Source organism: Microcoleus sp. C2D2, assembly GCF_036702495.1.
Lineage (GTDB): Bacteria > Cyanobacteriota > Cyanobacteriia > Cyanobacteriales > Microcoleaceae > Microcoleus.
Map to the genome: position 1 here is coordinate 1 of NZ_JAUBTO010000074.1, position 14813 is coordinate 14813.

A 14813-nucleotide genomic window follows, 5' to 3' on the forward strand; every position below is an offset into this window, starting at 1 on the left:
AACTGGCATTTATCGGCACCAGAAATTAAGCAAGCGGTGATTGACGATTTACGGGGACATATCGGCACTCAAAAAGTGTTTGATGATATTACGCTGTTGGTTGTGAAGCGGACCCAATTAGGTCTAGAAAAAAAGTCACAGCCTCAAGCAGCCACATTGGTTTAGAGCGCTCGCCAATACCTCGAAAAAATCAACGTCTGGGTGAGTACAAATTTGTGATACAATCACCTTGCGGGTCATAAAATTAGAAAATTTCTTACTGAGAATCTAACTACCCATGCCTCAAATCTTCGGAGATTTCGTCGAAAGCTTTCCCCTTCCGCAGGATTCGTTAGAATTAAGTTTTACCCCAAATTCACTTCCTATTAAAAAGCGCTGGCGTAGTAATCGACTATCGGCTAATTTTATGGCGGATTATTTTTCAAACTTTCTCCCGGTAGATGAGGACGATCCAGCCCAGAAACGACGCATTAAAGAAAGTAAAGGAGCGGTTAGTTATGTAGCAAATGAACTGTTGGAAAATGCGATAAAATTTAACGATCGAGGAACAAACTTTAAGATTAAATTTGGAATTTACTTTATTGAAGAAGCTGACATGACCGCCGTGCTTTTCGCTACAAACAGTGTGAGTGCTGAAGGGCTTGATAAGTTTCAGAAATTTATTCAGGAACTCTTGTGCTCCGATCCCGAAAAACTCTACGTGCAACAGATAGAAAAAAGTGCACAAGAGGAAAATAGTGGAGAATCGGGTTTAGGTTTTTTAACGATGATAAATGATTATTCAGCCAAGCTAGGCTGGAAATTTGAAATAGTGCAAAAAGATCCTAAAATGATTGCTGTCACGACAATGGTACTCGTTCCAGTCTAGTTCCCAGTTTTTTCCAGAACCCAAATTAAGTTATTAAGAAAGGATAGAATCGATAGTGACCACTCAAGAAGTTAAAGGTGAAGACTATATTGTTCAATTCGATCCTGACTCTGTAAGCGTCTACTTCCAAGGTGAACTTAGCCTTGCTGGATCTACAGAGTACGCTCCTATCACAAACTTACTGAATGAAGTGGCTGAGTCTGAACCCCACACAATGACGATTGACTTGAGAAACTTGGTCTTTGTCAATAGTTCGGGAATTAGTATGTTGTCTAAATTTGTTCTCAGTATGCGAAAAAAGACAGGAGTTCAGTTAGTCGTTTTGGGGTCGAATGATATGCCCTGGCAAGGAAAATCTCTTAAAAACCTAGAGAAATTGTTGCCCGGGCTGAAGTTGGAAATTGAGTAGGCTATCCCTAAAAGTCCTAACTTGCAACTAGCTGATGGTGTACATTCTCCCTTTCCTTTCTATCAACCTCAAAGAGTATGCCCAGCAGACAGAAATTATGTGGGATAAGATCCTAATCCCATTGCTCGAAGGCGTGATTCCAGTTTTGATTTTCTAGACTGGCGCTGCTCTGATTTTGCAATGTTCCTTTGGAGTTGACTTGACTGGTGTCTGGGTGACGTTAGGAGGAGCAAGCTTGATTGTGGGCTTCGCCACCAAGGATATCCTGGCCAATTTTTTTAGCGGTTTGGGGCTGCTAAGCTGTTGTGCATTTAAATTGTATATTTCGAGTCCCGATCAAAAATCGTCAAATCCTCTCCCCCTCTCCCCTTCACCCCCTCTCCCTCTCTAATACCATAGGCAATCTAGATGCAACACAGCTTAGTAGATACCCCGTTTGAATTTGGGGATGTGCTGCGGCTAGAAAGCGGCAACCACGGTGTACTAAAAAAGATTGGGCTGCAAGTCACTGAGGTTTGTCTGTTTGAAAGTCATACTATCGCTTCCCCAGCGCGAGGAAACTTGCTTAGATGATTGCGTCAGGGAGTTGAAACAGTGGTTGCGAGAACGATTTAAAGAACCCCGACGCAAATGGCAGGAAGCCCAGATTTTAATCGCTGGAATGAATCACGATGGAGACTCTATCTATAGCCTTTCGAGCTCTCATATGAGGTACTCATGGGCATAGGCCTCCGTGGCCTCCGTGACCTCCGTGGCCTCCGTGGCCTCCGTGGGCATAGGGCATACCTCACCACGCTTGAGAACCGCTATATATCGAGTTTAAGCTGAACTTCTTTGTGGATGACATCAACCTAGAAAATGGGCGTCGGGGCATCGCGTTAGCAGTAAAATTTACGAAGAGGTGGTGCGATACCTCAAACGCAGCCTCCCCAAAGAGGCTCAATATCAGGAGGACTCCAAAGCTGTAGTCAAGGTCTAAATTTCTTTGATTAAATCTATCGGTTGCTTTTCAAGAACAGCTAAACTTAGGATGTCCAATTTCTTCTAAATTATGAGATTTACCAAATTTTTTCTATTTTTAATAAAACATCGGTATTTTTAGGCTTTTCACTTAGAAGTCATATCAATTCCGGTTACACCGTTCGGGATGGGGAGTCGGGAGTCGGGAGTCGGGAGTCGGGGAATGTGGGATTATTGACCTTGACTTTATCATTCCGATGCAACCGGAAACGATATCAGTGGTGGCGGAATTTAAATCCCGGGCTAACAGCTTGCAGCCTGTTTGAAATGATATCTTACATCAATGTCAATAAAGGGAGCGATCGCTCATCCCGCCAGCGATCGCTCCCTTTATTGACTTTAGTGCTTTCGGTCAATTAAAACTGTTCACTCAAAGCCTTTCTACATAGCGTAAGGCGCGCCGAGGCGCACCCTACCAGATAGATATGCAAGGGTAATTCCTCTTCCTCTCAAAGCTTTTTCCGATCTCAAACAGCTTGGTTCTATTTTTTATTTGACTCAGAAACATCAGCAATCAAATCGTCTTTGTCAACTTTCGGAACAAAATCAGGGCGTTCTTTGGCTTCCCAACCGGGGGGGCGCTTGGAGTTGTACCAGGCGATCGAGCCGATCGTAGTTGCGGCAATAAAGCCAGCAACAAGAACTGCTATGGGAATGTTCAAGCTGACACTTGATTCCGGCACTGGCTGCTGCATCAGCAGATCGATCGTTACTTGGTTGATGGGTGCAACAAGAACTGCCATGGGAGCGGTCAAGCTGATATCTATCATTAGGCTAAATCCTTATCTACTCTACTTTTACATTATCTTAAGTGCTAATGCCGTTTTGTTGATATATCTGAAGACAGAAAAAGTGACAGAATTGCCGTCATAATGGTTAGAGGTTGAAAGTAGGAGAGCTGATTTTATGCCGTTGGGGACAATAGCATTGCTGTTGGCTGCTAGTTTCAGCCTGGGTGCTTTACCGCTAACGGGATGGGCGGTGCGAGTCTTTACCGGCCGAGATTTGAGGGCGCTGGGTACGGGGAATGTTGGGGTGTCGGCAGCTTTCATTCACGGGGGGAAATTAGCGGGAATTGCTGCGGTGTTGGCGGAAATTGTCAGGGGAATTACTCCGGTTTTGGCGGGGCGATTTTGGTTTCCGGATGCACCGGAGATCGCGATCGCCCTGTTAATTCCTCTAGTTGCGGGCAGATATGCGATCGCCCGAGGTGGAGGCGTGACCAACGCTGTTTGGGGTCTTTTGGTATTTTCGCCGCCGGTGGCTGTATCCTCGGGCATTTGGGGGCTGGTGGCGTGGGGTTTGGCACAGCGCTGGTGGGGTGAGGGCGATCGGGCGAGACTCTTTGCTTCCCGTTGCGGGTGTCTGTGCACCCCAATCTGGGTTTGGGTGTGGGGACAATCAATCCCCGAATTTTTAGCAGCAGCAGGATTGGCTTTGTTGCTAGCAGCAATTAATTTCAGTCAGGGTGATGATATGGCTTTATCTAAATCCGAACCATTGTTTTCTCTAGATGACTCGTTAGATGCTGCAATCTGCGGCGATAAAGCTGCTAAATTGTCTCAACTGAAACGCGCCGGTTTTAATGTACCTGCTGGTTTTATATTGCCCTCAAAGCAAGAAGGAAGTTCGGCAACGGATTATGTAACGGATGTAACGGATGTAACGGATGTCAGGAAGAAGGAAGAAGGAAGAGGGAAGAAGGAAGAAGGAAGAGGGAAGAAGGAAGAGGGAAGAAGGAAGAGGGAAGAAGGAAGAGGGAAGAAGGAAGAAGGAAGAAGGAATGAGAGAAATGCCGATCGACTGTTAATCAGTAATTCTGTAATCCAAAATCTAAAATCCCAAATCCCAAATCGAATGATTGTGCGTTCTTCGGCTGCGGGAGAAGATGGCGATACGAGTTCTGCCGCCGGACAATATCAAACTATTGGCCCTGTTTTCACTGAAGCAGAATTGCTGGATGCAATTAATCGCTGCCGCCAGTCTTATTGGACTTCCGAAGCTGTTGCTTACCGCCGCCAACGACAACTCCCCGATACCCAAATGGCTGTATTGATTCAGCCTTACATTGACAGCAACATTGCGGGTGTCATGTTCAGCCGCAATCCTTTAGATGGCGGTTCCCAGATTATTATTGAAGCTTTACCGGGAGGTGCTGAATCTATTGTCGGCGGACAAGTTACTCCGCTTCATTGGGAGATTGATTTTAGTACGCCTGAAACTTTAGAAAAAACTTTAAGGAAAATCGAAATATCTTCAATAAATGACAAAGTAATTATAGCAGAATTAGTCCAACAAGCGCAATCCATAGAAGCTTTTTTTCACGGAATCCCGCAGGATATTGAGTGGAGTTGGGACGGGGGAAAAGTTTGGATTTTGCAAAGCCGCCCGATTACAAATTTACAGCCGTTTTGGACGCGCACTATTGCAGCCGAAGTGATTCCAGGTGCAATTCGCCCGCTAACTTGGTCGATTAACCGGCCGCTGACTTGCGGGGTTTGGGGAGAGATTTTTCGGGTGGTTTTGGGCGATCGCGCCAGCCATTTAAATTTTAACGAAACGGCAACTTTGCTGGGTTCTCACGCCTATTTTAATGCGACTTTATTGGGCGAAATTTTTCGGATGATGGGATTGCCGGAGCAGGGTTTGGAATTTTTACTCAGAGGGCAAAAGATGGGCAAGCCGCCTTTGGGGAAGATTTTGCCTTCTTTGCCTGGTTTGTGGCGTCTGGTGCAGCGGGAGAGGGCGCTCAATGCAGATTTTGAGGTCGATCGCACTTCTATTTTCATCCCCGCACTCCAAAGTCTTCAGAAGGAAGGAGACTCTTCGACTTCGCTGAGGGTAAAAAGAGAGAAGAGGGAAGAGGAAGAGGAATGGGCAATTGCTAATTATCAATATTTGTCGGAATTGTTGGAGAGAGCAGAGCAAATTCAGGAGTGGCTGAAACCGATTACTTACTACAATATATTAGGGCCGATCGGGCTGGCAATTCGCAAAGCAATTTTTCGCGTGGCTGATGAATGGCTTGCCAATGATACTGCTCCGGAAATTGCCTCTATCCGAGCTTTGCAGCAATTATCTCAAAAGTTGCGAAAAACTGCGAGTTTGCAATTTGACGAGACTGTTTCAGTCGCGGAGTTATCACAGATATTTGCTGAAAGTTCGGCTTTACAAGCGGAATTTGCACAGTGGCTTGATAGTTATGGATATTTGAGCGAAGTGGGAACGGATATCGCTGTTCCTACTTGGCGAGAACAGCCGGAAACTTATCAAAAATTGCTGATAACTCTGGCTCAAAAACCTGCTGCGGCTAATTTACCAGTTTCTGGTAAATTAGCCTTGAACTTTGCTCAGAAATGGCGCTTAAATAAATGTCAGCAGCGATCGCTCGTCAAAAACGAAATTAGCGAAATTTACGCGCGGTTGTTGGCTCACCTGCGCTGGACTTTTTTGGAGATAGAAGCTTGCGGATTGGCAATGCAGGTGTTTCAGGAAAGCGGGGATATTTTTTATCTGGAATTTGGGGAAATTCAGCAGTGGATTCGCAGCGGCGCGAGTGTTTGTTTTCAGGAGACAATTAGCCAAAGGCGCGATCGCCTGTTAGCCGATCGCGATCGCCCGATTCCCCCTGTCGTCTACGGCAATTTGCTGCCAAATTCTCAGAAAAGCTCGATCGTCCCCGCAACATCCGAAACTAATATCATGCAGGGAATCCCCGCAAGTATCGGCTGCGTCGAAGGCTTTGTGAAGATTTGTCGCACCGTGACAGCAGATTTAGGAGAAAATGCGATCGCAGTAGTGCCGTACACCGATGCAGGTTGGGCACCCCTGCTATTAGGAGCAACAGCAATTATCGCTGAAGTTGGCGGCCAACTATCTCACGGAGCAATTATTGCTCGCGAGTACAAAATTCCCGCAGTTATGAATATTGCTGAAGCTACAACTCGCTTGCGAGACGGTCAAAAAGTCCGAGTAGACGGGTATCTCGGCACTGTAGAATTACTCGAATAAGCCGAAAGAAAAATGTAAAAATTCATCAATCTTGTAGGGGCGGGTTCCACCAACAATAATTGCCCAAAACAAACAATCTCGTAAACCCGCCCCCACCCCACCAAAAACCTTTCCTAGACTAAGAAATTCTGGACAACATAGTTCCCCACATTTCTACCAGCACTCAAACCGTCTAGGTTAGCACTCATGAAATGAATCCCTCCGTAAAGGCGACTCATCCCCGATTCGTCGGCGGCTTCGCTGAAGTTTTGGTAGGTTCGCAAACTGTTGACAGATCGATCGCCCTTGTCCCCAAACCCAAAATCCGAACCAAAGACAGAACTCATAACTGCATCTGCTGCACCGCTAAAGGTACTGTGTCCCGACATATACTCAGGGAAAGGCGGAGTAGTTACCAGTGGCAGCCACTGGGGGTCGGCTGTCGTGTTGGGATTGTTGTCTGTGTCAGCTTGGCGAATAGCTGTAATGGGTCGCCACAAGTTGTACTCATACTTAGCATCCCAGCAGCTAATAGCTGCATCGGCGAGGGCAAAATTTAGCAGGGCGAACAAGCGGGCGCTATCTTCTAAGGATTGGCCGGTGAGAGTCGCTGTTTCTTCGGCGATTTGGTTCCAGTGGCCCGGAGGGGTAAACGTACCTGCGCCGTTGGCCCAGAATTTGGCGATCGCTGTTTGGTCTGGGGTGCGCGTCAGACTGTCAATTTTGCCGATTTCTTTGACATAGTTAACTTCCTCTGCGTACTTGGCGCCCTCAAGGGCGGGCGGGCCGGGCGGGCGGAACTGAGAACCGCTAGTCATCGCAAAAGGAGTCACCTGCGGCCACTGTGGCGCCAGCGCGGCGGCAAGGGCGGGGGGAGTCGGCACCCAACTGCCAAGGTCGGTTGAGGGGGTGTATTCCACTACTTTCGTGATGCCGTCTGTATTCCGCGAACTGATCATTTGGTCGGCAACTTGTTGTCCGAGGGCGATGCCGTCTTGTTTGGCTTTGCCGTCGGGAATTTTTGCTAGAGATGATTGCAATGCTGCGTCGAATTTACCTGCTTGCGCTGGGTAGAGGCCCACGAGGGTGCGGTGGGCTGCGGCTGCTGTGGCTGCTTCTTGTGATGTCCCTGCTGGTGCATCTATGCTGACTAGGTAAGGGCTGTATTTTTTGCTAATAGAGTTAACAGAGTCGTAAATGGCTGCGTGAACCATTGCCATGTTGCGGGAGGCAAGGGGAGGCGCGCTGCTGGCTGTCCGCACGGCGTCGAGTAAGATGGTGTTCCACTCTGTGACTGGGTTTCCCGATCGGTGATTGGTGAAGTTCGATCGGTTGATGCTGCTGCTGTTGACTCCTGGCAATACTGCTAAATATTCGCCTGTTAGTTTGTCTTGAATTACGGTGGTGTTGCTGTTGGCGTCTGTGCCTTGCTGGATGTTTAAGTCTTCAAATGCCAGGCCGTCTAGCAATCGAATTTTGTCATTGCCGTTGCCGAAGTCGGCGATATAGTCGGCTGTGGCTACAGTTGCGCCGCCGCTGCCTTTAGCAATGGCAAATATATCATCCCCTGTGCCCCCGGTCACGGTATCGCTACCTGCGCCCCCGTAGATGATATCGTTGCCGAAATCGCCACCAATTAGGTCGCGGCCTTTGCCTCCCCAGAGGATGTCGTCGTCGTCTCCGCCAACAATCGTATCGTTGTCTCGATCGCCGCAAATTTTGTCTTTGCCTGCATCGCCTTGGAGAAAGTCGTCTCCGCTGTTGGCATAAATTATGTCGTTGCCATCCAATCCGTTAAATCTGTCAGCTTGGGTGGTTCCTTCAAGATAGTCAAATTTAGCACTAGGGGTGAGGGATGCCATGTTTATTTATTGAATTTTTTGATTAAATTGTAAAGGTTTCGTAACGTCTGTAGATGCTTAGGTCTGTTTATCCCGGATTTAATATTATTAAACTTTCTGGCTGGGAAGCAAAGGCCACAACACAGCTTTATTGAATCTTTAATATTTAACGGGCTTTTTCTGAAGTTTTGCGATCTGAATCTGGGTAAAAATACAGTAATTAAAACTGCCTCACCTACTGCAACTTTGTTAAATTTTTACAAAAAAACTGTTTTTTTTAAGATTTATATCGATATAATTTTTACCAGCCTAAAAGGAGCCGATTGTGTAACGGAGTAAGTAGATACAGCGAATCCCAGGTTTATGAAGTCCAGCTTTAGACCTGCAATCTGCTGTATTTATTAAGCACTTCTCAAAGCTGCGATCGGGTCGAGTTTGGCGGCTTGGCGGGCGGGGACGACGCCGAAGAAGAGACCCACTGCGCCGGACACGCTGACAGCAAGGGCGATCGCCACGGGCGAAATACCAGCTTGCAAGGGCGTGAAATTACCTACAAGCAAGATACCGCCGACACCGACGCAAGTACCGACTATCCCTCCGGCAGCGGATAAAATTACAGCTTCGACAATAAATTGAAATAAGATATCTTGTTGGGATGCGCCGATCGCCTTTCTGAGCCCGATTTCCTGAGTGCGTTCGCTGACGGACACAAGCATAATGTTCATAATCCCAATGCCGCCGACTAATAGGGAAATGCTGGCAACAGCAGTTAACAGAAGAGTCAAAGCGCCGGAAATTGCCCCCATTCTTGCCATTAAATCTTTTTGATTTCTGACAGTAAAATCATCTTCGGTAGTAATTTTGTGCCGCAGTCTCAGCAAGTTTTCTACCTGAAATTGCGCCGCGTCCATTTGCAACTCATCTTTAATAGAAATATACATCGAGGTGACAGCTAAACCGTAGGGAGATTTCCGCCCGACAATGCGGTTTGCCATTGTGGCGATCGGCACGGAGGCCGAGTTATCGTAATTCGTACCAAAAGATGTCCCTTTGGGTGCCAATACTCCAATTACTTTGAGGCTGACATTTTGGATACGCACCTGTTCGCCCAAGGGATTTGTATTGCCAAAAAGTTTCTCCGCTAATTCTGAACCGAGAACCACAACTTGGTTACTTTGCTTAACATCGAGTTCGGTCAAAAACTGCCCTTTTGCCATTTCAAAGCTTCTGACTTCTAGAAATTCTGGAATCGTGCCAAAAATTAGAGCCGAAACATTTTTGTTGCTGTAGCGAACTATTTCGGAACTGTTAAGTTCGGCTGACACGCCTTGAACGGAGGGGACTTGAGTTGCGATCGCCTTAGCATCTTCTACTATCAGTGTTTGAGGGGCATTTCCGATAGAACTTCGCCTAGCGTTGGGAACTCCCGGCCTCACGATTAATACGTTTGTACCGAGGGCTTGAACTTGTCCTGCTACAAATTTTTGAGTTCCTTCTCCAATGCCAATCATTGCAATTACTGAGGCATTGCCGACAATCATCCCGATCATTGTTAAACTGCTGCGAATTTTGTTGGCTAGCAGGGTTTGGCCGGCCATTTTGACGCTTTCAATAAAATTCATAGTTTGGGAATTGGGAATTGGGAATTGGGAATTGGGCATCGGCCAAAGAGGGCATCGAGAATTGATAATTGAAACCAACAAATAACCAATGATTAATGACTAATGACTAATAACTAATGACTAATGACTTCTTAAGCACTTCTCAATGCAACGATCGGGTCTAGTTTAGCCGCTTGTTTTGCGGGTACAATGCCGAAGAATAAGCCGATGCTGCCCGAAACACCGACTGCAAGTGCGATCGCCACTGGGGAAACGCTAGCTTGCAGGGGAGTAAAAGCAGCTACTAAAATCACGCCGCCGATACCGAATCCAGTGCCGATCGCCCCGCCTGCCGCTGACAAAATCACAGACTCGATAATAAACTGAAGTAGAATATCTTGCTCAGAAGCTCCGATCGCCTTTCTCAGCCCAATTTCCTTGGTGCGTTCGGTAACAGAAACCAGCATGATATTCATAATCCCGATGCCGCCGACAAACAGCGAAATTGCCGCCACGAAAGCCAACATCAACGTCAAAGCACCAGTAATGCTGCCCAAAGTATTCATTAAATCTTTCTGGTTGCGAACAGTAAAATCATCTTCCTTAGTAATTTTGTGACGCAACCTGAGCAGATTTTCTATTTGAAATTGGGCAGCTTGCATCATAGTTTCATCTTTAATGGAAACCGAAATAAATGTTACTTTTGTACCGTAGGGAGACGTGCGACCTACGATCAGATTTGCCATTGTTGTCAGTGGCAAATAAATATTCATATCTTGATTGTCGCCAAAACTAGAGCCTTTCGTCTGCATTACTCCTATTACTTGAAACGTCGAGTTTTTGATGCGAATATATTGACCAATTGGCAGTGTCTTGCCAAACAATTGTTCTGCTGCTTCCGAACCTAAAGCTACTACATTTTCTTGTCTTTCTAAATCTAATTTGCTTAAAAATCGACCTTGAGCAACATCAAAGCTTCTGACTGTCAGAAATTCGGGAGTAGTTCCCATAATGGAAGACGAAACGTTTTTATTGCGGTAAGTAACGAGTTGACTATCATTGAGAGTTGGTGCTACTGCTTGGACAGAAGGAACTTGAGATGCGATCGCCTCTGCATCTTCCATTACTAAATTCTGGGGCGGAATCACCGGGCGGCTTTGCGCTTCAGGACTTCCGGGAGTCACAAATAGCACGTTTGAACCCAGAGAGTTAACTTGTCCCTCGACAAATGTTTGAGCTCCTTCGCCGATACCGATCATAGAAATTACCGAAGCATTGCCGATGATAATTCCTAACATCGTCAAGCTGCTGCGAAGCTTGTTTGCCATTAAAGTTGTGACAGCCATTTTGACGCTTTCAACAATATCCATAATTCGATTTTAGATTTTAGATTTTGGATTTTGGATTGGGATTATTGGTGTCAACTTAATATTTAAACCCATAATAAATCTCGCTTGTAGCCGAGTCTCGCTCCCCCTAAATCCCCCTTAATAAGGGGGACGCAAGAATACTCTTGTCCTCCCCTTGTTAAGGGGGACTTTGACTGCTCTTGTCCCCCCCTTAAGAAGGGGGGTTAGGGGGGATCTCCGGGGAAAGAAAACACCCTAGAGCGATCGAGAGAAATAATGCCCCATGCCCTATTCCCCATGCCCTACTTTTGATTCTTGATAATATCCTCTAATTTTTTACCTTGAGGAAGTTCGGTAAAAACGCGATCGCCCGCTTTTACACCCTCTAAAATCTGAATCTTGTTGCCAATAGTCGAGCCAACCGTAACAGGCTTAAAATTCGGCTGTTGTTTTTCATCAGGAACCAGCACACCCGTTTGACCTTTATTAGTCACAATTGCCACCGTCGGCACAACTAAAGCATTGCTCAGCTTTTGACCAACAAATCTCAAATCTACGTTCATTCCCGATTGCAATACATCCTTGCCAGTATCTAGCGCTACGCGCACTTGAAATAGGGTCACGTCCCGTTCCTTAACTGCTTCCGGCGCAATTAACTTAACGCCGCCTTTAAACACTTTATCTGGATAAGCGTCAGCCACTATTTCAACGACTTGACCCGGTTTAATTTGACTGATATCTGCCTCCGGGACTTTCGCCAAAACTTCCACCTCTCTAGCTAGAGCAACAATCGATGTCGAAGTTGCCGAAGTTGCTTCCGATGCCGAAGTTGCCGGAGTTACAAAAGCTCCTTGAATCGCGTATCTTTGGGTAATAATTCCAGCAAATGGAGCGCGAACTTTCGTATCTTCTAACTGCACTTCTTGAAAGCGGACTTGAGCTTGAGCTTCGGCTAATTCAGCTTGAGCTTGAGCTATTTCTTCCGGGCGAGAACCGTTTTCTTGTGCTGCCAATTGGCTTTTTGCTTCAGCAACTGCTGCTTCGGCTTTGGCGATTTCTTCTGGACGGTTGCCGTTTTCTACTTGCGCTAAGTTGCTTTTTGCTTCGGCAACTTCTGCTTCGGCTTGGGCAATTTCTTCCCAGCGCGTGCCGTTTTGCAATTGCTTCAACGCTTGCTGCTCGACTTGCACAGCAGCTTGCAGTTGCTGAATTTGCGACTCCCGACTTTCTTGCAGTTGTTGCAGGCGTTTTTGGGATTCTATTAATTTAGCTTGGGCAGTGCGATTTTCTTTGATCAGTTCATCCAGTTTATCTTTAGCAAGAGCACCTTCTTCCACTAACGGTCGATTGCGTTGCACCCGTTGAGCGGTTAGTTCGGCTTCGGCTTTACTCGAGTCAATTTGCGTTTGTGCTTGGGCAATTTCTTGTTTGACACTGCCGGTTTGAGCATCTGCTAAACGAGCTTGAGCTTGGGCTAAACGAGCTCTGGCTCCTGCAACTTCTTCAACGCGGCTGCCGGCTCGCAGTCGCTGCAAGCCTGCTTGAGTTTGCTGCAAGCGGGCTCTGGCTCCTGCCACTTCTTCAACGCGGCTGCCGGCTTGGACTTGCGCGAGACTGGCCTCGACTTGCTCTAAGCGCGCTCGGGCGCTGGCGATGTCTTCCGATCGATTCCCGGCTTCGATTTGGGCAAGTTTGGCTCGCACGCTGGCTTCGCGGGCTTTAGCTTGAGCGAGTTGAGCTTCTACATCGCGGCTTTCCATGCGGGCCACGATTTGTCCTGCTTCGACTCGATCGCCCTGTTCGACCAATAATTCTGCTATGCGCCCGGAGCCTTTAGGGCTGAGATTCACCCGCTGTACCGGCTGCACCGTGCCGCTGGACGTGATCCGCACCGTGAGGTTTTGCGCTTCCACCGGCACTGTCATACTGGCGATCGCATCTACTTTCGGCTGCGATCGACTTTTTGCTATATATATGGTGGTCGGTACAGCTAGCAACCCGGCTGCAACCAACCCAACCGCCCACCGCTGCGGTTTGCGCGCGGGTTTCTTCGGAGACTGCTTTTGGGCGGTTTTGTTATCTGCAATTTTGGTCTCTGCGGCCTTGGTGTCTACAGTCTGAGTATCTTCCACCTTGACCTGAGCAGTTTCCTTTTTAGGGCTAACGATCATACCGACTCACCTACTTTAATCTCAGGATTACCTTTAAGGTAAAATTTTTGCTGATGCTTGGCATCGTCTTTGAGACTCATCCGATTGGGTGATTTTAAAAAAGTTCCCCAACCAGCACCTGTAAACAATTATAGCTAATCGTTGCAACTTATTAAATAATGTTAAGTTTTTTCAGCCTAAAGAGGTGGGATCAAACAGAATCGCTTCCGGCTGCTGCAAAAAAAAATATTATTTTAGCACAAAATATAATTTTTGGGATCTAGGAGCGCGATCCTCACCAGCAAGAAAAGCCGATCGGGCAGCGGGCGATCGACCGTCACTAGGTCATTGCGGACTCGTGTTAGCGATCGCAGCGGGATCTGCCAGTGAATCGCTCGTAACGACACAATATTAAGATCGGGACTTACGCAGTCACGCTATATATAGCGTGACAAAAGTTACGATCGCCCGTTAAATAGGAATGGGCGATCGTTATAAGATTAAAAATTGAACTGCTATGCGCGATCGCCCTCCTTTCCTGTTAAACAAGTACGCAACGTATAGTTTGGTCTTTCAGTTCAAGTTTGAGGTAGTCTGACAGTAATTCCTGCTTTAATTTGTCTACTGTTTTTTCCACAGCCCAAATCCTACTACCCCTCTCAAACGCGCTTTTGGAATGTCGTTTAGGTGCAAGTGCATCCCGGTTGGATTTATCAGTTCCTCTACCAAACTCTGCAACTAACCTGCCAGACAGTATCTTGATTCATCCGCTAATAGGCTCGCGTTCCACTGGTGACATCTGTTCGATGTATAGTTGCATCAATTGTTCAAGCCTCTGGCCTACAATCTTGTAGCGCTTCATAGACCCTTGGCCACTCACGCCGAAATAAGGGATGAGCGCGCCTCATCTGGTAAACATTAGATGTGGCTGGTTCTCATCACCACCGAAGCCAGTTGTTTGGTGGCATCTTTAGCATGGTAGACAATCGCATTGATAAGCTTGTTGACTCGATTCCTGTAAATGTTCAAACAGAGATTGCAGGTAAATTTGAGATTTTTGGTGAATTCTAAATTTTCTACCCTGCTGCTGTGTGCCCTTAACGATCGCAGAAAGTTTTTTTTTACTTTATTTCTATGTCTGTCTAGCGCTTCAGGTAAAACCTTGCTCAACTATCGCTGTCTCCTCACGCCTGAGTGTTAATATTCCCTCTGACTGATAGAGGTCAGTCGCAACTTTAAAGAGAACGCAACATTAGCTGGCGACAAGCTATGAGGTTCTACCATTAGACAGATACCAGCGATCGGATCTGTCCGTTCACAGGTGGCATCTTTAGCTTGACAATCGCATTGATAAGCTTGTTGAATCTATTCCTGTAATTGTTAAAACAGAGATTGCAGGTAGATTTGAGATTTTTGGTGAATTCTCAATTTTCTACCCTGATGCTGTGTGCCCTTAACGATCGCAGAAAGTTTTTTTTTACTTTATTTCTATGTCGGTCTCGCGCTTGGGGTAAAACCTTGCTCAAGTATTGCTGTCTCCTCACGCCTGAGTGTTAATGTTCCCTCTGACTGATAGAGGTCAGTC

The 14813-nt window shown here is 46.7% G+C and carries 10 protein-coding genes; 3 read left to right on the forward strand and 7 right to left on the reverse strand.

The features are described 5' to 3' along the window. The first annotated feature begins 277 nt into the window (after positions 1-277). Both QUB61_RS22200 and QUB61_RS22205 read left to right on the forward strand, forming a co-directional pair. Positions 278-868 carry a DUF6272 family protein gene (locus QUB61_RS22200; protein WP_333134477.1) on the forward strand — a complete coding sequence of 197 codons (591 nt, stop codon included), beginning with the start codon at positions 278-280 and terminating at the stop codon, positions 866-868. Between the two features lie 55 nt (positions 869-923). Continuing rightward, positions 924-1277 carry a slr1659 superfamily regulator gene (locus QUB61_RS22205; protein ID WP_333134475.1) on the forward strand — a complete coding sequence of 118 codons (354 nt, stop codon included), beginning with the start codon at positions 924-926 and terminating at the stop codon, positions 1275-1277. Positions 1278-2779: 1502 nt separating this feature from the next. Here QUB61_RS22205 and psb35 read toward each other — a convergent pair. Beyond that, positions 2780-2992 (reverse strand): photosystem II assembly protein Psb35, encoded by a 213-nt coding sequence (psb35, locus tag QUB61_RS22210; RefSeq protein WP_333134781.1) that lies wholly within the window; start codon positions 2990-2992, stop codon positions 2780-2782. Positions 2993-3203: 211 nt separating this feature from the next. Between psb35 and QUB61_RS22215 the strand changes: the two genes are divergently transcribed. Next, on the forward strand, positions 3204-6308 hold the full coding sequence (locus QUB61_RS22215; protein ID WP_333134779.1) for a glycerol-3-phosphate acyltransferase: 3105 nt from the start codon (positions 3204-3206) through the stop codon (positions 6306-6308). A 113-nt stretch (positions 6309-6421) separates the two neighbouring features. Here QUB61_RS22215 and QUB61_RS22220 read toward each other — a convergent pair whose 3' ends face one another. From QUB61_RS22220 to QUB61_RS22245, 6 genes are all read right to left on the reverse strand, one after another. Continuing rightward, entirely contained in the window at positions 6422-8149 is a 1728-nt protein-coding gene (locus QUB61_RS22220; RefSeq protein WP_333134777.1) for a chemotaxis protein CheB, read from the reverse strand. Between the two features lie 380 nt (positions 8150-8529). Then, positions 8530-9750, reverse strand: a complete 1221-nt coding sequence (locus QUB61_RS22225; RefSeq protein ID WP_333134775.1) for an ABC transporter permease — start codon at positions 9748-9750, stop codon at positions 8530-8532. Between the two features lie 131 nt (positions 9751-9881). Then, entirely contained in the window at positions 9882-11099 is a 1218-nt protein-coding gene (locus tag QUB61_RS22230; RefSeq protein WP_333134773.1) for an ABC transporter permease, read from the reverse strand. Positions 11100-11380: 281 nt separating this feature from the next. Further along, entirely contained in the window at positions 11381-13249 is a 1869-nt protein-coding gene (locus QUB61_RS22235; protein ID WP_333134771.1) for an efflux RND transporter periplasmic adaptor subunit, read from the reverse strand. Positions 13250-13482: 233 nt separating this feature from the next. Then, positions 13483-13635, reverse strand: coding sequence for a hypothetical protein (locus QUB61_RS22240; RefSeq protein WP_333134769.1), 153 nt, complete (start codon positions 13633-13635; stop codon positions 13483-13485). Positions 13636-14146: 511 nt separating this feature from the next. Then, the gene (locus tag QUB61_RS22245) at positions 14147-14398 is read right to left on the reverse strand and encodes a hypothetical protein (protein WP_333134767.1); all 252 of its coding nucleotides are present in this window, start codon (positions 14396-14398) and stop codon (positions 14147-14149) included. Positions 14399-14813: the final 415 nt, after the last annotated feature.